The 18678-nt window shown below is 65.7% G+C and carries 15 protein-coding genes; 7 read left to right on the top strand and 8 right to left on the bottom strand.

Features of this window, described 5'->3' with window-relative positions; all coding sequences use genetic code 11:
- Window positions 1-32 precede the first annotated feature (32 nt).
- Window positions 33-6638: a kinesin gene (locus tag ABLE71_RS13705; protein ID WP_348783994.1), complete on the bottom strand. Its 6606-nt coding sequence runs from the start codon at window positions 6636-6638 to the stop codon at window positions 33-35.
- Window positions 6639-6953: 315 nt separating this feature from the next.
- Here ABLE71_RS13705 and ABLE71_RS13700 point away from each other — a divergent pair, with 315 nt between their 5' ends.
- From ABLE71_RS13700 to ABLE71_RS13685, 4 genes are all read left to right on the top strand, one after another.
- Complete coding sequence (locus tag ABLE71_RS13700) at window positions 6954-7292, top strand: Hpt domain-containing protein (protein WP_348784481.1); 339 nt, start codon at window positions 6954-6956, stop codon at window positions 7290-7292.
- Between the two features lie 105 nt (window positions 7293-7397).
- A complete protein-coding gene (locus ABLE71_RS13695) occupies window positions 7398-7718 on the top strand; it encodes a 2Fe-2S iron-sulfur cluster-binding protein (protein ID WP_348783993.1) in 321 nt (106 codons plus the stop codon).
- A 125-nt stretch (window positions 7719-7843) separates the two neighbouring features.
- On the top strand, window positions 7844-8863 hold the full coding sequence (locus tag ABLE71_RS13690) for an NAD(P)/FAD-dependent oxidoreductase (RefSeq protein ID WP_348783992.1): 1020 nt from the start codon (window positions 7844-7846) through the stop codon (window positions 8861-8863).
- Window positions 8864-8987: 124 nt separating this feature from the next.
- Window positions 8988-9785, top strand: coding sequence for a DUF2189 domain-containing protein (locus ABLE71_RS13685; protein WP_348783991.1), 798 nt, complete (start codon window positions 8988-8990; stop codon window positions 9783-9785).
- Between the two features lie 28 nt (window positions 9786-9813).
- Here the strand turns inward: ABLE71_RS13685 and ABLE71_RS13680 are convergent, their stop codons facing one another.
- Window positions 9814-10428 carry a DUF922 domain-containing protein gene (locus ABLE71_RS13680; RefSeq protein ID WP_348783990.1) on the bottom strand — a complete coding sequence of 205 codons (615 nt, stop codon included), beginning with the start codon at window positions 10426-10428 and terminating at the stop codon, window positions 9814-9816.
- Between the two features lie 177 nt (window positions 10429-10605).
- Here ABLE71_RS13680 and folP point away from each other — a divergent pair, with 177 nt between their 5' ends.
- The 3 genes from folP to folK are packed head-to-tail and all read left to right on the top strand — an operon-like array spanning window position 10606 to window position 12318.
- Window positions 10606-11454 carry a dihydropteroate synthase gene (gene folP / locus ABLE71_RS13675; RefSeq protein WP_348783989.1) on the top strand — a complete coding sequence of 283 codons (849 nt, stop codon included), beginning with the start codon at window positions 10606-10608 and terminating at the stop codon, window positions 11452-11454.
- Between the two features lie 5 nt (window positions 11455-11459).
- Window positions 11460-11819, top strand: a complete 360-nt coding sequence (gene folB / locus ABLE71_RS13670) for a dihydroneopterin aldolase (protein WP_348783988.1) — start codon at window positions 11460-11462, stop codon at window positions 11817-11819.
- Entirely contained in the window at window positions 11803-12318 is a 516-nt protein-coding gene (gene folK, locus ABLE71_RS13665; protein ID WP_348783987.1) for a 2-amino-4-hydroxy-6-hydroxymethyldihydropteridine diphosphokinase, read from the top strand. The genes folB and folK overlap by 17 nt, the downstream gene beginning before the upstream one ends.
- 13 nt (window positions 12319-12331) lie before the next feature.
- Here the strand turns inward: folK and ABLE71_RS13660 are convergent, their stop codons facing one another.
- The 6 genes from ABLE71_RS13660 to ABLE71_RS13635 all read right to left on the bottom strand — a co-directional run bounded on the left by ABLE71_RS13660 (window position 12332) and on the right by ABLE71_RS13635 (window position 18661).
- Window positions 12332-12883, bottom strand: coding sequence for a DUF924 family protein (locus ABLE71_RS13660; protein WP_348783986.1), 552 nt, complete (start codon window positions 12881-12883; stop codon window positions 12332-12334).
- Window position 12884: 1 nt separating this feature from the next.
- Window positions 12885-14732, bottom strand: a complete 1848-nt coding sequence (locus ABLE71_RS13655; RefSeq protein WP_348783985.1) for a monovalent cation:proton antiporter-2 (CPA2) family protein — start codon at window positions 14730-14732, stop codon at window positions 12885-12887.
- A 142-nt stretch (window positions 14733-14874) separates the two neighbouring features.
- Window positions 14875-15366: a hypothetical protein gene (locus tag ABLE71_RS13650; protein WP_348784480.1), complete on the bottom strand. Its 492-nt coding sequence runs from the start codon at window positions 15364-15366 to the stop codon at window positions 14875-14877.
- A gap of 186 nt (window positions 15367-15552) precedes the next feature.
- A complete protein-coding gene (locus tag ABLE71_RS13645; RefSeq protein WP_348783984.1) occupies window positions 15553-16620 on the bottom strand; it encodes a TIGR01620 family protein in 1068 nt (355 codons plus the stop codon).
- A complete protein-coding gene (locus tag ABLE71_RS13640; protein WP_348783983.1) occupies window positions 16617-18089 on the bottom strand; it encodes a YcjX family protein in 1473 nt (490 codons plus the stop codon). Before ABLE71_RS13640 ends, ABLE71_RS13645 begins: the two co-directional genes overlap by 4 nt.
- A gap of 68 nt (window positions 18090-18157) precedes the next feature.
- Window positions 18158-18661 carry a histidine phosphatase family protein gene (locus tag ABLE71_RS13635; protein ID WP_348783982.1) on the bottom strand — a complete coding sequence of 168 codons (504 nt, stop codon included), beginning with the start codon at window positions 18659-18661 and terminating at the stop codon, window positions 18158-18160.
- Window positions 18662-18678: the final 17 nt, after the last annotated feature.

The following is an 18678-nucleotide window of genomic DNA, read 5'->3' as shown; positions in this document are numbered from 1 at the left end:
CATCCCGCCCTTTTTCGTACAATCTCAGTCGTTTACCGCAGCCGGCCGGCGGCGTGGGCAAGCATGGTGTAGACCTTGCCGGTGTCCGACGTCAGGTAGGTCTGCGTCATGACATTGTCGCGGTCGTTGCGGGCGACGTCCTTCAGCAGGCGCTCGAAGTCCTCGCAGTAACGGTCGACCGCGGCGCGGAATTCGCCGTCCGACTGGTACTTGCGGCGGATCTCGTCGAAGGTCTGCTGGCCCTTCAGCGTGTAGAGGCGGCGCGTAAACACATCGCGCTCGCCGCGGCGGTAGCGATCCCACAGCTCGATCGACGCTTCGTGGTCGATCGCCCGGGCGATATCGACCGACAGCGAGTTCAGCGACTCGACCACCTGCAACGGCGAACGCTGGCTCGGCGTCGGACGCGGAGCCTCGGCAACCGCCACCGGCGCTGCGTCCTCTTCACGAGAGGCGCCGGACAAGAGATCGCGGACCCATCCGCCCTGCGGGGCGCGCTGCCGCTGGGCAGCGGGCGTTTCGGCCGGGCGGTCGGTGGTCAGCGTAGCCGCCCGTGCCGGAGTCTCGGCTACCGGAGCGGCAGGACGCCTGGCAGGCGCCGCGGGCGCCGCCACCGGCGCAGGCGCCGCACGGCGAGGCGGTTCCGCGGCGCGGGGCGCGGCGGGAGCCGCCGGACGAGGAGCAGCGGCGGGAGCCGCCGGGCGCGGAGCCGGGGCCGCTTGACGCGGCGCCGGCCGCGCTTCGGACACGTCCGAGTTGCTGCGGCCCGATTTGGCGACGATCGCCGACAGTTCCTTCAGCGCGTTGATCTGCTCGCTGACGGCGCGCCGGATGGCCGTGGTCGATTCCTTGGCCTCCAAGGGCAGCTCGAAGACGCCCTTCTTGATCTCCGCGCGGGTGTCTTCCAGCTCGGTCCGGATCGCATTGGCCGTGCGGCGCATGTCCTCGGTGGCGTCGCTGAAGCGCGAGGTTGCAGATTCGATGACCTCGGCAAAGGCTATGCGCATCTTGTCAGTGGATTCCAGCGTGCGGCCTTCGGCCTTTTCCATGGCACTGCCGACGAGGTTCTCGAAGGACCGCATGACACGCTCGAGATCCTCTGACTTCTTGACCAGGCCAACCGCCAGATCCTCCAGCGAGGACTGCCGCTCGAGCGTGTGCTCGAGGTTGTTCTGGGCGGAGCTGAGAAGGTCCGACGCGCTGGCGAGCAGGCGGCTGTGCGCCTCGAACTTGGTGGCGATCGAGGCGACCTCGCGCAGCGTGCCGGAGGACAGCTCGGTCAGTCGGGCCGTGTTCTGGTCGACCAGGCGCGCCGAGCTGGCGAAGGTCTGTGCGGCCTTCTCGGTGCTCGCCGCGAAGCTCTGAGTGCTGCCGGTCAGATGCTCGTCGACATTGGCGAGGTTCTGCGCCGCAGCCTCGATCAGCTCGTTGAGCTGGGAACTCGACGAAGCCAGCTTTTCGATCAGGCCCGTAACTCCCTCGGCGAGGTTGCTGCGCGCGCCTTCGACGGCCGACAGCGTCTCGGCGGTACGGTCGGTCAGGGCAGAAACGGATTCGGCGGTACGGCTGGCAAGCGCGTTGACCGATTCCGCGGTGTGCTCCGACAGGGCGGACAGCGTCTCGGCGGTGCGGTTGGCGAGCGCGTTGACCAATGTCGCGTTCTCCGCGCGCAACCGCTCGGTCGAGCGGGTGGTGACGTCGTCCAGCGTCTTTGCTAGTTCGTCGCCGGTTTCGCTGAACCGCTCGACCAGGGGCCGCGCCGTTTCGTCGAGGATCTTGGTGATCTCGGCAGAACGCTCGGCGAGCATGGCGTTGAGTTCGCGCGTGTTGGAACCGATCGTGCGAGCAGCCTCGTTGGTGCTCTGGCCGATGTGCTGGCCAACCGCCGCGAAGGTCTCGGAGATGACATTGGCGCGCGAGATAAGCTGAGCCTCGGCCTGTGCGATCTGCTCGCTGAGCTTCTGTCCCATCGTCTCGGCGCCAACGGCCAGGCGGTTCTCGGCATCCTCAACGTGAGCGTTGACGCGAGCGGCGACGGCCTGCGCGCCGGCCGCCAGCTTCTCGTCCGCGATGGATAGGGTTTCCTCGATGGCGCGCGCGCGGGCATCGAGTTCCGCGGAGGTCTGCTGCGTGCGCGCAACGATACGCTGCTCGGTTTCGCCGAAGGCGCTGATGATGCCTTCCGCGTGCTCGCCGATCGCCATGGCGCTGTCGCTGATTTTCGCGGCGAGGCGCTGCTCGGCCTCGTCGAACAGGCTGCTGACTTCGAGCGCGCGGCCCGAAAGGACCTGCGTCGTCTCGTCGACGCGGGCGGCGACCTGCCTGTCGACGGCGGCAAACACGTTGCCGATTTCCGAAGCGCGGCTCGACAGGACGCTGGCCGTGTCGCTGACGCGGTTGGAGAGGCGCTTGTCGGCTTCCTCGAAGTTGAAGATGATCTCGCCGGCCTTGGTGCCAAGCGCTGCCGCGCTGTCGGCGACGCGGTCGGCCAGACGCTGGTCGGCCTCGTCGAAAATGCGGCCGAGTTCGCCGGCCCGGCTCTCCAGCTTGTCGGCGCCGTCGGCGATGCGTGCAATGAGGTTCTCGTCGGCCTTGTCGAAGATGCGGCCGAGTTCGGAAGCGCGGGTGGCGAGCGCGTCGGCGGATTCGCTGATACGCATGCCGAGCCGCTGATCGGCATCGTCGAAATTGCGCAATATGTCGCCGGCGCGCGCGGCTAGCGACCCGGCGGTCTCCATCGCGCGGGCGACCAACTGCTGATCGGCTTCGTCGAAGACACGCGAGATCTGCTCGGCGCGGCTGGCCATGCGGTTGGCGATCTCGTCGCCATGGGCGACCAGAGCCGTCGACGTATCCTTGGCACGGGCGGCGAGCCGCTGGTCGGTCTCGTCCATGACGCGGGCGATGTCCTCGGCGCGAGCCGAGATGAGACCCGCCACTTCCTCGCCGCGTGCCAGAAGCGAGCTGGCGGTGGCTTCCGTGCGGGCGGCGATCCTGCCGTCGGCCTCGCCAAACGCCTTGGCGATGTCCTCGACCCGGGCGAGCAGGGCAGCGGAGGTCTGCTCCGCGCGCTCGGCCATCCGCCGGTCGGCTTCCGTAAAGGCGTTGCCGGCCTGCTCGTTGAGGACGTTGGTGACTTCAAGCACCTTGTCGCGCAGGGCGCCGGCCATGGACACGGCGCTCTTCTCCAGCACCTGGCGAACATTGTCGACGCCGATATTCAGCGCCCGCTCCATGGTGCCGGTGCGCTCTTCGATGACGCCGGTCTGGCGACGGAAGGCCTCCTCGATCTTCTCGACGTCGGCTGCAACCGCCTGCGAGATGTCGACGCGCTTGCCGGCGATCGTCTCGATATGCGCGGCGATGGCGGCATCGATCTCGCGACGCGCCTCGGCGAGCTTGCCGAGGTCCTCGTCGAGGGCTTTCGCCATCGTGTCGCGTCCATCGGAAAGGCGGGCGACGTGGCTGGCGACAACGTCGTCGAAAACGGCACGGCCTTCGGCGACCTTCTGCAGATCGGCCTGCAGCGCCCGCGACAGGGTTTCGCGGCCTTCCGCGATCTTCTGGACCTGGCCGGCGACGAGCTCGTCGACATTGGCGCGCGCTTCGGCGAGCTTGTCGAGATCGGCCTGAAGGGCACGGGTCAGGATGTCGCGTCCCTGCGCCAGCTTTTCCACCTGGCCGGCGACGAGCCCGTCGATTCCGCTGCGGCTCTCGGCCAGCTTGTTCAGGTCGTCTTCGAGCGCCTTGGTCAGTATGTTGCGGCCTTCGGCGAATTTCTGCACCTGTCCGGTGATGAAGGCATCGATCGTGCCGCGGCTGACGGCCACCTTGCTCAGGTCCTCCTCAAGCGCCCTGGAGAGGATCTCGCGGCCTTCGGCGATCTTTTCCACCTGGCTGGCGACGATCGTATCGATGTTGCCGCGCGTTTCGGCGAGCTTGCCAAGGTCGTCCTGCAGGGCGCGCGACAGCGCCTCGCGTCCCTCGGCCAGCTTCTCGACATGGCCGGTGACCAGCGCGTCGACGTCCGCGCGGGCGTCCGCCAGCTTGTTCAAGTCGGCTTCCAGAGCGCGCTTGAGGATGTCGCGGCCTTCCGCGAGTTTCTCGACCTGGCCGGCGACCAGCCCGTCGATGCTCGAACGGCTCTGCGCGAGCCTCGCAAGGTCGTCTTCAAGGGCCTTGGTCAGGCCGGTACGGCCAACGGCGAACTTCTCGACATGGCTTTCCAAGAGGCCGTTGATGCCGGCAAGATCGGCCTCGAGAGCCTGGGCAAGCGTTTCGCGTCCGCGGTCGAGCCGCTGCAACTGCTCGGCCACCATGCCTTCGACGACCTGCCGGCCTTCCTTGAGCTTCTCGACGTCGCTTTCCAGGACCTGCGCGATCGAATTGCGTCCATCCGCGAACTTCTGGATCTGGCTTTCGACCAGATTGTCGATGGCCGACAGGTCGGCTTTCAGCGCGCGCGAGAGGATGTCACGGCCTTCGGCGAGCTTCTCGACCTGGGCGGCGACGATGCCGTCGATGTTCGTGCGGGTCTCCGACAGCTTGGAAAGGTCGGCGTCCAACGCCCGCGACAGAATATTGCGGCCCTCGGCAAGCTTGCCGACATGTCCGGCGACCATTTCGTCAATATTTACGCGAGTTTGCGTAAGCTTCTGCGAGTCTTCCGCGAGGATTTTCGAAAGACTGTCGCGGCTGGCCGACAGGCGCTCGAGCTGGCTCGACAGCGCGGAGTCGATCGATGCGCGCTGATCGTTGATCTTGCGCAGATCCTCTTCCAGGGCGCGCGAGATCATGTTGCGGCCCTCGGCGAGCTTCTGCACCTGGGTGCCCACGGCGGCGTCGATACTGGCGCGGCCCTCGGCGAATTTCGCCAGGTCGGACTGCAGTGCGGCAGCCATGCGGTCGCGGCTCTCGGCGAGTTTGCGGGTATGGTTCTCCACCGCATGGTCGATGCCGACGCGCGCTTCGCTGAGCCGCTGGATGTCGGCGTCGAAGGCGCGCGAGACGACATGGCGTGCGTGGTCGAGCCTGCCGGCGAAATCGGTCGCCCGCGCATCCAGCATCGAAGAGGTCGACTGGACGATGTCGGACATTTCGGCGCCGATGCGGGACTTGCCCTCATCGATCATGCCGAACAGGGTTTCCTTGCCTTCGATGAAGGTCGTGGCGATTTCCTTGGCTCGTTCGACCAGCGTCTCGTTGATCTGGCGGGCCCGCGCTTCGAGCGCCGCGTTGAGCTTCGCCGTGCCGGTATCCAGCGCATGGGCGCGGGTCTCGAATTCGCTGATCAGGCCCTGGCCGCGCTCGGAGAGCGTGCGCTCGATGCTGTTCAGGCTCGCTTCGAATTCCGAGCTCAGCGTCCTTGCGGCGCCGCCAAGCAGCGAAACCATGCCCGAAGTGCGGTCGTCGAGCAGGTCGGTCAGCGAGCGGGTGAGATTGTCCGTGCTGTCGGTCAGCTTGGCGATGCGGGTGTCGAGCAGGCTGGCGAAGGCCTCGCCGGAGGTGGTCAGCCGGTCGGTGATGGAATCGACGCGCGAATCCATCGAATCGAACAGATGCATGCCGCTTTCATTGATGCGATCGATCAGCGTGTCGCCGGAATTGGTGATCGTCATCGACAGGTTGGTCGAAGCGTTCAGGATCGAGTCGCGTATGATGTCGGAGGCTTGGCCGATCTCGTCGCGGAGCGTCTCGTGCGCTCCGGTGATGGAGGCGCGAACGCGCTCGGCATGGGTGACTACCGCCTCGCGCTCGCTGCCCAGGCCGTCGACCAGGGCGCGGATCCGCGCCGCGTTCTCGGAATAGGAGCGTTCGATCTGGTTCACTTCGGTATGCACGAGCGTTTCGAGCTCGACGGCGCGCGCAAGGGTGCGTTCGATGCCTTCGCCCATAGCCGCGACTTCGCGGCGGACGGCCTGACCGACCGTCATGACGCGGTCCTGGGCCAGATGTTCCGGCTCGGCGAGGCGGAACGCCACCTCGGTCATCGACTGCGCGGCGAGGCGCATCTCCTGAGCACGGCGCACCATGGCCGCGAAGGCGAAGATCAGCACGACGGGCAGCAGCGCGCCGAGCACGAACATGGTCCATTCAGGGCGGTCAAAAAGCTGATTGACGGATCCGGTCCGCCAGATATCCGGCCCGAACAGCCGGTCGGCGAGCAAGGCGGACGCAACAAGCCACAGAACCGAAAGAAGGGCGGCAACCCAATAGACGGTCCGCGATGCCCGCTTGTTGAGGCCGTGCAGGATGGAACGAAAATCCTTCTGGCGATCGTCGTTCGCCGGCGCGAATGTCGCCGGCTGGTTGGCGGCTGGCCGCTCGATCGGCCTGTCCACGGGCCTGTCCACTGGCCTGTCCATGGGGCGGTCCACAGGACGGTCGACTGGCCGGAAATCCTGCTCCTGCTGCCCAGTACGGGCGCCGGGGCGGGCACTGGAGCGGGCAGGCTGGCCGTTACGGCCTTCGCGCACAAGTTCGTCCGCCGCCTGCGAGATCTGGGCCTCCAGGTCGTCCATAGAGACGGAAACGTCCGGGTTGTTCCGGGCTTCCGAAAGGTCGAGATCGAGAGCGCTTTCGAGCTCCCTTGAGACATCGTTCTCGATTGTCCTGGTCGTGGTCGGTTTTTTCGCCATGCCGCCGTTACCCTCTACTCAATGTGCGCAATCGCAATGATCTGGGACAGAAAATGTCCGCGCACGAGGCTTTTATGGACCCGCCGTATCGTAGTGACACATACAGGTAAAGGAAACCTGCAATCCGGCTGATGTGTAAAAGTTTAAACATAAGGTTAACACTGAACCGCTTTGCGGCGAATTTGCGCCGGGTTTCAGGCCTTTCCCCGGTTAACGCCTTGTCCACGCCGAGCCCCTATTCTGACAGCCGGTCGAATGTCCCGGGAGAAGGTCTTGGCTATTTTGCGCAATGGTTACGAGAACGTCGCCTTCTCGATGCCGGGCGGCGAGGCCTCCCAGCCGGGCCGGTCGCGACCGATCGACCTGGCTCAGCTGTCGCGGCAAACCATGGGAGATCGCGAGTTGGAGCGCGAGGTTCTCGGCATGTTCAAGGAACAGGCGCTTGCCGTCCGCAGCCGGATCGACAAGGCGGATATCAAGGAACGTCTGTTCCTGGCTCACGCCCTGAAAGGTTCGGCACGCGGGGTAGGGGCCATGGCGATAGCCGAATGCGCCGGGGCGATCGAAAACAGCCCGACGGACCGTATCATACTGAAGCGCCTGGCGCGCCTGATCGACGAGGCCTGCGACTTCATAGCGTCGATCAATCGATAGAGAACCTCAGGATCGCCGGTTTGCGCCTGCCGAGGGCGGTTGCGTGCCGCAGTTGACACGCAGCGCGGAGTCATTATCTCGGAAGGCCAATTCCGGGACTGCTTCATGACAAAGCTCACCTACATTGCCCCTGACGGCACGCGTTTCGACGTCGAAGCGGAAAACGGTTCCACCGTCATGGAGAACGCCATCCGCAACGCCGTTCCGGGCATCGAAGCCGAATGCGGCGGCGCCTGCGCCTGCGCGACGTGCCATGTCTATGTCGATGAGGCGTGGACCGGGATCGTGGGCGAGCCCGAGGCGATGGAAGAGGACATGCTCGACTTCGCCTATGACGTCAGGCCGAATTCGCGGCTTTCCTGCCAGATCAAGGTCAGGGACGAACTGGACGGGCTGGTCGTGACCGTCCCCGAGCGCCAGGGCTGACCGCCGGAGCGCCGGCCGCGCCATAGCGCTTCAATCTGGCCGATTGCCGCCGGCGCCCGTCCCCGGCTAGGGTCTGTCGAGCAGCAGGGTTTGGAGCCTGACGCGTCAATCCAAGAGGGCCGGGCATGACCATCAAGACCGACGTGGTGATTATCGGCGCGGGGCCGGTCGGCCTGTTCGCGGTGTTTGAACTCGGGCTCTTCGACATGAAGTGCCACCTGATCGACATTCTCGACCGTCCAGGCGGCCAGTGCGCCGAGCTCTATCCGGAGAAGCCGATCTACGACATTCCGGCGCTGCCGTCCGTCACCGCGCAGGGGCTGGTCGACCGGCTGATGGAGCAGATCGCGCCGTTCAAGCCGGAATTCACATTCAACCGCATGGTTTCCGGGCTCGAGAAGCTGGAGGACGGCACTTTCCGCGTCACCACCGACGAGAATGAGGTGTTCGAGGCCAAGATCGTTGTCATCGCCGCCGGCGGCGGCTCCTTCCAGCCCAAGCGCCCGCCGATCCCCGGCATCGAGGCCTTCGAGGGCAAAAGCGTCTTCTATTCCGTGCGGCGCATGGAGGAGTTCCGCGGCCACGACCTCGTCATCGTCGGCGGCGGCGATTCCGCGCTCGACTGGACGCTGAACCTGCAGCCGGTCGCGAAAAGCGTGACGCTGGTCCACCGGCGGCCGGAATTCCGTGCCGCGCCCGACAGCGTCAACAAGATGTTCGCCATGCACGAAAGGAAGGAACTCGACTTCCAGGTCGGCCAGGTCTCGGCCATCAAGGGGAGCGACGGCCAGCTCGAATCCGCCACGATCAAGGGGCCGGACGGCGATGTCGAGGTCCCGTGCACACGCATGCTGCCGTTCTTCGGCCTGACCATGAAGCTCGGGCCGATCGCGGAATGGGGGTTGAACCTCCACGAGAACCTGATCCCGGTCGACACGGAGAAATTCGAGACCTCGATGCCTGGAATCTTCGCCGTCGGCGACATCAACTGGTATCCCGGCAAACTCAAGCTGATCCTGTCGGGCTTCCACGAGGTGGCGCTGATGGCGCAGGCGGCCAAACGCATCGTCAGCCCCGGCGAACGTATCGTTTTCCAGTACACGACCTCTTCCACCAGCCTGCAGAAAAAGCTCGGAGTGGCGTGAGGGGTCCCGACCGACGGTCCGCCCGCGCCCGTTTCCCCCCTTTGATCCGGATCAAGGTCTTTCGCGAAGACCTGTCCTAGGGGAATATCCAGTTGGACGGTTTCGCCTGGGGAGGATGGGGGAAATGCCGCAGGAATTGCCGCGCAGCGGAACGCCGGCCATGCCGACGATGCCGAAGGTCAATGCGCTAACTGCGGCGGACCTGCGCGCCTGTCTGGCGCAAGGGATTTCCGACTTCGCCCGCGCGCCGCTCTTCGGCCTGTTCTTCGGCGCGGTGTTCACCGTCATCGGCATGGTCATCGTGCTTGCGCTCACCTACTGGCACATGCCCTGGATGATCTATCCCTTCGCGATCGGCTTCCCGCTGATCGGCCCCTTCGCCGCGGCCGGGCTCTACGAGGTGAGCCGGCGGCTGGAGAAGGGCCTCCCGCTCGACTGGCCGCAGGTGCTGTCGGCGGTCTGGGCGCTGCGCCGCCGCGAGTTCTCCTGGATGGCGTTCGTCATGCTGTTCGTGTTCTGGGTGTGGATGTACCAGGTGCGGCTGCTGCTCGCGCTCATCCTCGGGCGGATGTCCTTCTCCACCCTGGAGAAATTCCTGTCTGTCGTCTTCACCACGGAGCAGGGCTGGATATTCCTCGCAGTCGGGCACCTGGACGGCGCGGTCCTTTCGATGATCCTGTTCTCGATAACGGTCGTCTCAATCCCGCTCCTGATGGAGCGCGAGGTCGACATCGTCACCGCCATGATCACCAGCGTGAAGGCGGTGCTGGCGAGCCCGCTGCCGATGCTCGGCTGGGGCGTCTGCGTGACGGTCGCCGTGCTTCTCGCCTGCGCGCCGTTCTTCCTCGGGCTTCTTGTCGTGCTGCCGGTGCTCGGCCATGCCACATGGCACATCTACCGCCGCGCGGTGGAGCCTGCCTGAAGCGGGACCGAGGCCGACCGCCGGTCCGCTAACCCGCGATCTTACCGGCCTCGATCATCCTGATGCGCTGGCGCATCAGCTTCAGCATGCGCTTCTCGTAGCTGGCGCCTTCGATCGTGTCGAACTTCGCCTGCGCCTTGTCGTGCTTATCGAGAACCTTGTCGGCTGTCGCCGTTGCCTTCTGTGCCGCGATCGCGCAGGATTTCTGGCGGCCAAGCCCGACAAGCTTCCTCTCGAGCTCGCGCGCATGGTTCTGGGCTATGACGACGTGCTGCTCCTCGTGGCGCTTGATGTCGTCCGAAAGCGTGTCCCAGATCAGGCGGACGTCCTGGTCGGCCTTGCCGCGCTGGCGCCAGCGCGGAAGAATGACCTTCGCCTTGACCGTGACGGTCGCCTCGGTGATGCGGCAAGAGCCGCTCTTCTCCGTGTAGCCGAGCCGGGTGTTGAACTGCATGCGCGTGGCGCCGGGATGGCGCCGGCCGGTGCTCTTCACATGCGGGCCGCGCTCGTTGAGCTGTCTTTCCAGCTCTTCGAGCGTCGTGCCACCGACGGAGAAATAGCTGTAGGTCTTCGCGAGGTTCGCGGCCGCCGAAGGAAGCGCCGTCAGGCCAAGCAGGGATACTACGAGAAAGATGCGCGTCATGGCTTCGCCCAGTTTCGAAAAGCTTGCGCCAGCCGGCGTGGCCACGCAACGGAAATCGCACGCAGGCGCTCGCTTTCTCGACCCGCTGGCGACACCGCCCCAATGCCGTCAATTTAAGCCGTTGATTTTCGGGCACGCAGGTCGCATGGCTCACGCGCGAAATTCGAGCCGGGACAAATGGCAGCAAAACGTTGGATGCTGGCGCATGGACGCCATCTCGACCTCGACGGCAAAGCGCTGGTCATGGGCGTGCTCAACGTCACGCCGGACAGCTTTTCGGACGGCGGCCGGTTCGACACGGTCGAGAACGCTCTCAGCCAGGCCCGCCGCATGGTTGGCGAAGGTGCTGACATCATCGATGTCGGCGGCGAGTCGACGCGGCCGGGGGCGAACCCCCTCACAGCGCTGGAAGAGCAGCGGCGTGTCCTGCCGGTGATCGAGGCGCTGGCGGCGGAGGGCGCCTGCCTGATCTCGGTGGACACCTACCGCGAACAGACCGCGCGGCTCGCCGTCGCGGCAGGCGCGCATATCGTCAACGACGTCTGGGGGCTGCAGCGCGAACCGGACATCGCCCGCCTGGCCGCCGCCACCGGAGCAGGGCTCGTCGTCATGCATACGGGGCGGGAACGCGAGAAACTCGCCGACGTGATCGCCGACCAGTTCGCCTTCCTCGGCCGCTCGTTGGAGATTGCCGAGGCTTGCGGGGTCCAGCGCGACCAGATCGTGCTCGATCCCGGCTTCGGCTTCGCCAAGGACCCCGAGGAGAACCTGCAACTGATGGCGCGCTTCGAGGAACTGCACGCCTTCGGCCTGCCGCTCCTGGTCGGAACCTCGCGCAAGCGGTTCATCGGTCACGTCACCGGGCGCGACGCGGACGCCCGCGATGCCGGCACGGCGGCGACCAGCGTCATCCTGCGGCTCAAGGGAGCCGCGCTTTTTCGCGTGCACGATGTCGCAATCAACGTGGATGCGCTGGCCTTCGCGGATGCTATGCTTGCGCGCCAAAGACCGGCGCCTGGAACCTGACCGACATGTACCTCATCCGGATGAAGAACTGCGCCTTCTTCGCGCGCCACGGCGTGCTCGACGAAGAGGAGACGCTCGGCCAGCGGTTCTACGTCGACGCGGCCCTGACCGTCGATCCCGGCCGGGCGCTCGAAGATGATTCCATCGAGGGCACGGTCGACTACGGCGTTGCCTTCCAGGTGATCGAAAGGATCATCACCGGCGAGCGGCGTTTTCTGATCGAGGCGCTGGCGCTGGAGGTCGGCAAGGCGCTGACCCTGCGCTTTCCCCAGATCAGCCGCGCCGAGATCACCGTTCGCAAGCCGAACGCACCGGTGCCGGGCGTTCTCGATCATGTCGAGGTGACCGTTGCCTGGCCCGAATAAAGAGCGGGCCTATCTCAGCCTCGGCGGCAATCTCGGCGATCCCGCCACGTCGATGGGCTCGGCGCTGAGGATGCTGGACGCCGATCCGGGGACGGAAGTGGTGGCCGTCTCGTCGCTCTATCGCACGCCGCCCTGGGGCAAGACCGATCAGCCGGATTTTCTCAACGCCGCGGCCGAGGTGCTGACCGAGCTTTCGCCACGCGGCCTGCTGGACGCCTGCCTCGACGCCGAGCGGCGGTTGAAGCGCGTGCGGCAGGAACGCTGGGGGCCGCGGCTGATCGACATCGACATACTGGTCTTCGGCGAGCGCACCGTGCACGAGAGCGGGCTGGAAATTCCGCATCCGCGCATGCTGGAGCGCGCCTTCGTGCTGACGCCGCTGGCCGAGATTGCGCCGGACTTCGTGGTCAAGGGACGGCGGCTTTCGGACTATCTCGCGGAGATCGACACCGAGGGCATCGAGCGGCAGTCATCGGGCCGCGACTGGTGGAGAGCTTAGGGTCTGTTCCCAGTCAGCCGGCGAAGCCGCCGCTGTCGAGAAAAGCCTGTTCTTCCGGCGTGGTCTCGCGCCCAAGCGCGCGATTGCGATGCGGGAAACGGCCGAAGCGCTCGATGATATCGCGGTGTTCGATAAAATAGCTGATGTAGCCTGGGGCGTAGAGCGCGCACTGTTCTACGGCAAAATGCTGGTCGGCCAAGCTCTCTGAGTGCTCGAACGGTATCAGGAAGAAGGGGCGCAGTTCTTTGTCGACGGCTGAATGATGGCCGGCCTCGAGCGCCTTGCGTGCGAAGTGGCGGGCCAAGGGGTCGGTCGCGAACATATGGGCGGTGCCGCGAAAGCAGTTGCGCGGGAACTGGTCGAGCAGGATCATCAGCGCCAGCGCGCTTTCAGGGTGGCCGATCCAGTCGTCGAGCTCGCGCCGCGCCGCCAAGAAATGCAGGTCGCGGAAGCGGTCATGGAAGCCGGCGTCGAAGCCGGCATCCTTGGTGAACCAGGCATCTTCGCCGGCGTCGCGCCAGAAATCGACGACTTCGGCAGCTCGGGGGTCCAAATCCTCCGCCATGTCAGGCTCCTTCCCCGGCGGGAGCGGTTCTGCCTCCGAGCGCGTCGGCGGCACCTTCGTTCATCGCCTGGCCGGGGCGCCTGGGCGGCGTCAGCGGCGTCGGCGTCGGCTCGGGAATGTTGCCTTTCATCAGACGGCGCCCAGCCTGGAGGCCGCCCGAAATCTGCAGTTCAAGCCGCTCCGCGTCCCTTCGCCTGACGTCCTCGATGACCTCGGCTACTTCGGCCTGATCGACACCGAGCTTCTCCAGAGTCGCGCCGCCGAACAGCAACGCGGATTCGAATGTCTCGCGGATCTGGTAGTCGACGCCGACGTTCATGAGTCCGATCGCCGCGCCGCGGTCGTAGGCGCGCGCCAGCACCGGTACGAGCGGAAACTCCTCCTTCAAGTTCTCGGCGATCCTGACGGCGGCTTCCGCCTTGTCGACGCAGATGAGCACCGCCCGGGCACGGCCGGCGCCGGCGGCGTGCAGAATGTCGAGGCGGGTGCCGTCGCCGTAATAGACCTTGAAGCCGAAATCGGCCGCCGCCTGGATCATCTCGACGTCATTGTCGATGATCGAGACATCGACGCCGCGCAACAGCAAAGGCTGACTGACGATCTGGCCGAATCGGCCGAAACCGATGATCAGGACGCTGCCGTTCAACCCGGATGCGATGTCGACCCCTTCGAGCGTCTGCTCGTCCTTGGGCGTGACGGCGCGCAGGACCGCGATGGCGAAAGGCGTGAGGATCATCGAGACGATGATGATGGCGGTGAGTATCGCATTCGCCTCGCCGTCGATGATGCCGACTGAGGCGGCGGCCGAATAAAGCACGAATGCGAACTCGCCGCCCTGCGCCATGACGACGGCGCGCTCCAGCGCGTCGCGATGGCTGGACCTCCATCGCGCGACCGCATAGATGCCGACCGCCTTCATGACCATGTAGGCTGCGACGCAGATTGCGACCGTCCGCCAGTTGGCGGCGACGACCGTCAGGTCGAGCGACATGCCGACCGCCATGAAGAACAGGCCGAGCAGGATACCGCGGAAGGGTTCGATGTCGGCTTCCAGTTGATGCCGGAAGGTCGATTCGGAGAGCATCACGCCGGCGAGGAACGCCCCCATCGCCATGGAAAGCCCGCTGAGTTGCATGGCGAGCGCGGAGCCCAGCACCACAAGCAGGGCGGCGGCGGTCATGACCTCGCGGGCGCGGGAGTCCGCCAGCATCCTGAACAGCGGGTTGAGCAGATAGCGGCCCGCGACAACGAGGCTGACGATCGAGGCGACGCCGATCGCCACGCCGACAAGCCGCTCGGAAACGGTGATCTCCTCTCCCGCCGGCGCCAGGAATGCAACCAGGGCCAACAGCGGCACGATGGCGAGATCCTCGAAAAGCAGGATCGAGACTATTCGCTGCCCCCTGGGCGTCGAGACATCGCCTCGTTCCTCGAGAATCTGCATGACGATGGCGGTAGATGTGAGCACGAAGCCCGCGCCAGCGACGAAAGAGACTGCAACCGGGAAGCCGCCGATTACGCCGACGCCCGTCAGCAACAGCGCGCACACGCCCACCTGCATGGCGCCGAGCCCGAATATCTCGCGCCTCAGACCCCACAAGCGCGAAGGCTGCATTTCCAATCCGATGATGAAAAGGAACATCACCACGCCGAGTTCGGCAACGTGCAGTATGGCCTCGGCTTCCGAGAAGACGGCCAGGCCGAATGGACCAATGACGAGGCCGGCGGCGAGATAGCCGAGAATGGAGCCCAGGCCCATTCGCCTGAAGATCGGCACCGCCACGACGCCGGCCGTCAGCAGCGCCACCACCTGAACCAGTTCGCTGCCCGTTGCTGCTTCCGCCGCCATGCGCCGTTCCGAATGCCTGGATTTGCGCGCTAAGCGCGCCGGATGTTCGAGCGTTCAAAGATAGGCGCTGGCAAAGCGATCGAACAGCCCCGAATCAATGCGGCCTTAGCGGCTCCGCGCTCGGCTCGGTCGGTATCAGGCGCTATTGCCGCGCTATGGCGCCGACGGCGGCGCCGTCCACACGCTTCAGGCTCATGCCGATGACCGGAACCATCGCATCCTCGACGCGCACCGAGACGGTGACATTCATCGTATCGTCGTCGGGCAGGCGCGCCTGCATGACGCCGCGCAATTCATTGCGGTTGATGGCGAAGACGACCTTGCGCCCGTCGACCACATTGCCGGAGATGATGTCGAGGCCGGAGCCTTCGGCGCCGTCCATGAACTTGCCCCGATAGCCGGCGGAACCGCTTTGAACGACGCTTGCCGACATCTTCTGCATGAAGACGCCGACGCGGCAGCCGCCGTCGAGCGTCATGCCGAGCTTTTTGGAGGGCGTCGTTCCCGCGAAAGTGCAGTTGAACTTCGTGCCCTTGTATTTGCCGGCGACGATCTCGCCCGCGCCGGCCCAGGAGCCTTCGACCGACTGGAAGAACGTCCGGTCGCGTTCGCCAGCCCCGGCCGGTGCAGTCATGCCCGCCGCGATGGCCACCGACGCAACAAGCGGCAGGATTCTGGACTGGAATGCACGTTTCATCGAGGGACACCCGGCAACGCATGAGAGGGGAACAAGCTGCCCAAACCATGACCAGAAATGGTTAATGGACCGTCTATCGCGGCGCCGGTTGAAGCCTGGAAGGAGCGGCTGGCGCTGGCTACCCTATGCTTCGCCGGCTCCGGCTTTCTTGCGCGTGAAGGAGGCCAGCGCCGACAGGAAATCGGTCATTCCCGGACGCTTCAGCGCGGAAAACGGCAAGGGACGCGTAACCTCCATGGCGGCAACGCCGATGCGGGCGGTCATCATGCCGTTGACCACGCCTTCGCCGAGCTTGGCCGAGAGCCGCGCGGCAAGCCCCTGTCCGACGATCTGGTGCACGAAATCGTCGCCGGCGGCGATGGCGCCGGTGACCGCGAGATGCGCCAGCACGCCGCGCGCAAGGCGCAGGAAGCCCAGTGTGCCGGGACGTCCTCCATAGAGTTCGGAGAGCCGGCGGATCAGACGGCCCGATTCGAACAGCACATAGGCGATGTCGACCAGCGCGCGCGGGCTTACGGCGGTGACGAGCGACACGCGCTTGGCCGCGTCGAGGATCATCTGCTTTGCGCGGGCATCGAGGGGGGCCAGCAGTTCCGTCTCGGCGAGGCGGACCAGATTGGCGCCGTCGATGATATCGTTCTCCAGCCCCTTCAATGTGCGCCGGCCAGCCGCGGTCTCCGGCTTGCCCGAAACGAAGTCCGAAAGCTCCGTCACGACGGCGCGCGCAACCTTCGGATCATCGCGCGCAATTGCGTCAAGCGCCCTGGTGCGCAGCCTTTCGACCGAGGCGAGCCGGGCGATCGCCATCATCTCGCGCAGAAGGATAACGAGCAGGGCCAGTGCCGCCAGCGCCGCCAGTCCGGCGGCCAGCCAGCCCAGCCATTCGGCGCGCTGGAAAAGCTCGCGGATGAGCTGATCGGTCCACAGGCCGACAGCCAGCGACAACAAGGCGCCGAGGGCGGCGAGGAAGATCGTGGCGAGCCATGAACGCCGCTTCGGCGCGGTCGGCGGCGGCGGAACCTCGTCGAGGGGATCGGTCTCGTCGAACACGTCGATCTCTGCCGGCGTGACGACGACCGCAGTCTTGTCGAGCGCGCGCGGCTTCCTGGGCGAGGCATCGGCTTGCGGGGCCGGCGTACGTCTCTCTTCCGGCTCGATGCGGAATGCCGCCGGTTTGCGGGGGGCGCTCATGCGAGATGGTCTCCGATCAGGAACTGCAGGGCCCGATCCAGCCTGATATGCGGCAGCGACAGCTTCAGGCCGTCGGCGTCGCGTTCGAGCTTTGGCGGGCGGAACCGGACGAAACGGATCGGCGGCTCGGGCTGCCGCTTCGCGTCGGCGGCTTCTTCAAAGATCGAGTCAATCCTTGCCGGCAAGTCTCCGGGAAATATGGCGGTTTCGGTTTTCCCATCGAAGCTCTCGCCGCCTATCGTCTCGCCCATCAGCGGCGTGCCGATGATGACGGGCAGCGTCTCGCGTCCCTGCCGGACCGTGCCTTCGCGTGTGGCGCGGACCGCCGCCATCGCCAGTACGTCGACCTGGGCGCCGGTAAAATCCGCCCGCTTGATGGCGCCGTCGGCCAACCGCCGAACGATCGCCTGCAGCCGGTCGTGGCTCTCGTGATGGAGGTGATCTGCCTTGGTGGCGGCGATCAGGATGCGGTCGATGCGCCGGGAAAAGAAATCGGTGAGGAAACCGCGGCGGCCGGGGCGGAAGCAGGCGAGGATATCGGTCACCGAGCGCTCCAGATCCGCAACCGCGCCGGGGCCGGCATTGAGGGCCTGCATCGCGTCGATCAACACGATCTGCCGGTCGAGCCTGGCGATGTGCTCGCGGAAAAACGGCTTCACCACATGTGTCTTATACGCCTCGTAGCGGCGTTCCATCATCGCGTGCAGGGAGCCCGAACGAGGCCGGCCGTCGGCGAGTCGGCGCATCGGTGCGAATGTGAGCGCCGGCGAGCCTTCGAGATCACCGGGCATGAGGAAGCGGCCCGGGGGGAGAGTCGACAGCGCCCGCTCGTCGAGCTTGCAGGCCCTGAGGTAGGCGGTGAAGGATTCCGCCAGCCTGCGCGCCGCCATCTCGTCGGCGTCGGCCCTGGGATCCACGGTGTCGGCCAACCGACGCCAGTCCCGCGAAAGGCCGGCGCGGACCGGCAGTTCCGCCAGTTCGAACGCGTCGCGGGAGAACTCGGCATAGTTCTTGCCGAGCAGGGGGAGGTCGAGAAGCCATTCGCCAGGATAGTCGACAATGTCGACCGACAGCTTTCCGCTCGAAATCAGGCGGTTCCAGCCAGAGGCCGATTCGAACTCGATGGTCAGCCTGAGTTCGGATATGGCCCGGGTCGAGTCCGGCCATGCCCGGTCGTCGACAAGAGCCGCTATGTGATCCTCATACTGGAAGCGCGGCACCGCGTCGTCGGGCTGTTCCTCCAGATAGGCGCGCGAGATGCGCCCGGACTTCTGCGCCTCAAACAGCGGCAGGCGGCCGCCATGCATCAAATTGTGCACGAGCGCGGAGATGAAGACGGTCTTTCCGGCCCTCGACAGGCCGGTCACGCCCAGCCGGAGCGACGGTGAAAACAGGCCCGCGGCCCGGCCCGACAGCGTATCGAAGGCGATTTTCGCCTCGTCCGTGAAGCTGGTCAGTGCTGTCGCCAAAATACCTTGCCCATGGTCCTTGACCGCTCGATATAGCGACTGCGGATGCGTTTGTAATGGCGACCCTGTCAGTGACCGGCGGCTGTGTGGAAAGCCTCGAGATACCCATTTCCGAGGGCTGCCCGTTTCAGGCTGCCCGGAAAATCGATGACGGCCAGCCCCGAGGTCGGAAATCCGGAACTCAACGAGGCTCTCGCGTCGGCGTTCCCGCTCCCGGAAACGGCAGTGGCGAGATCCTCCATCATCGGGTTGTGACCGATGACGAGAACCGCCCCGCTGTCCGCGTTTTCATGTATCAGCGCGAGATAGCCGGCCGCATCCTCGCTGTAGAGCTTGTCGCAGAACAGCACGCGGCCGGTATCGGCCTGGCCGGCGATGCCCTCCAGCGTCTGGCGCGCGCGCACGGCGTTGGAGCAGAGCGTGAGGTCGGGCACATAACCCTGGCTGCGCATTTCCGCGCCGACCGCCTCGGCGTCGGCGCGACCGGATGCGTCGAGCGGCCGGTCGAAGTCGCGCATGCCCGGCAACGCCCAACCCGCCTTCGCATGCCGCAACAGAAACAGTCTGCTCACGATTGTTCCTCCCGGCG

Origin of the sequence: Mesorhizobium sp. KR9-304 (genome assembly GCF_040049215.1) — a bacterium.
In the GTDB taxonomy this organism is placed as follows: Bacteria; Pseudomonadota; Alphaproteobacteria; order Rhizobiales; family Rhizobiaceae; genus Mesorhizobium_K.
The sequence above is the reverse complement of the archived record's forward strand: the minus strand, read 5'-3'. Positions and strand labels throughout refer to the sequence as shown.

Coding starts and splice junctions, on each gene's coding strand:
- ABLE71_RS13705 (WP_348783994.1), bottom strand. CDS start 6,638: ATGGCGAAAAAACCGACCACGACCAGGACAATCGAGAACGATGTCTCA.
- ABLE71_RS13700 (WP_348784481.1), top strand. CDS start 6,954: ATGCCGGGCGGCGAGGCCTCCCAGCCGGGCCGGTCGCGACCGATCGAC.
- ABLE71_RS13695 (WP_348783993.1), top strand. CDS start 7,398: ATGACAAAGCTCACCTACATTGCCCCTGACGGCACGCGTTTCGACGTC.
- ABLE71_RS13690 (WP_348783992.1), top strand. CDS start 7,844: ATGACCATCAAGACCGACGTGGTGATTATCGGCGCGGGGCCGGTCGGC.
- ABLE71_RS13685 (WP_348783991.1), top strand. CDS start 8,988: ATGCCGCAGGAATTGCCGCGCAGCGGAACGCCGGCCATGCCGACGATG.
- ABLE71_RS13680 (WP_348783990.1), bottom strand. CDS start 10,428: ATGACGCGCATCTTTCTCGTAGTATCCCTGCTTGGCCTGACGGCGCTT.
- folP (WP_348783989.1), top strand. CDS start 10,606: ATGGCAGCAAAACGTTGGATGCTGGCGCATGGACGCCATCTCGACCTC.
- folB (WP_348783988.1), top strand. CDS start 11,460: ATGTACCTCATCCGGATGAAGAACTGCGCCTTCTTCGCGCGCCACGGC.
- ABLE71_RS13660 (WP_348783986.1), bottom strand. CDS start 12,883: ATGGCGGAGGATTTGGACCCCCGAGCTGCCGAAGTCGTCGATTTCTGG.
- ABLE71_RS13655 (WP_348783985.1), bottom strand. CDS start 14,732: ATGGCGGCGGAAGCAGCAACGGGCAGCGAACTGGTTCAGGTGGTGGCG.
- ABLE71_RS13650 (WP_348784480.1), bottom strand. CDS start 15,366: ATGACTGCACCGGCCGGGGCTGGCGAACGCGACCGGACGTTCTTCCAG.
- ABLE71_RS13645 (WP_348783984.1), bottom strand. CDS start 16,620: ATGAGCGCCCCCCGCAAACCGGCGGCATTCCGCATCGAGCCGGAAGAG.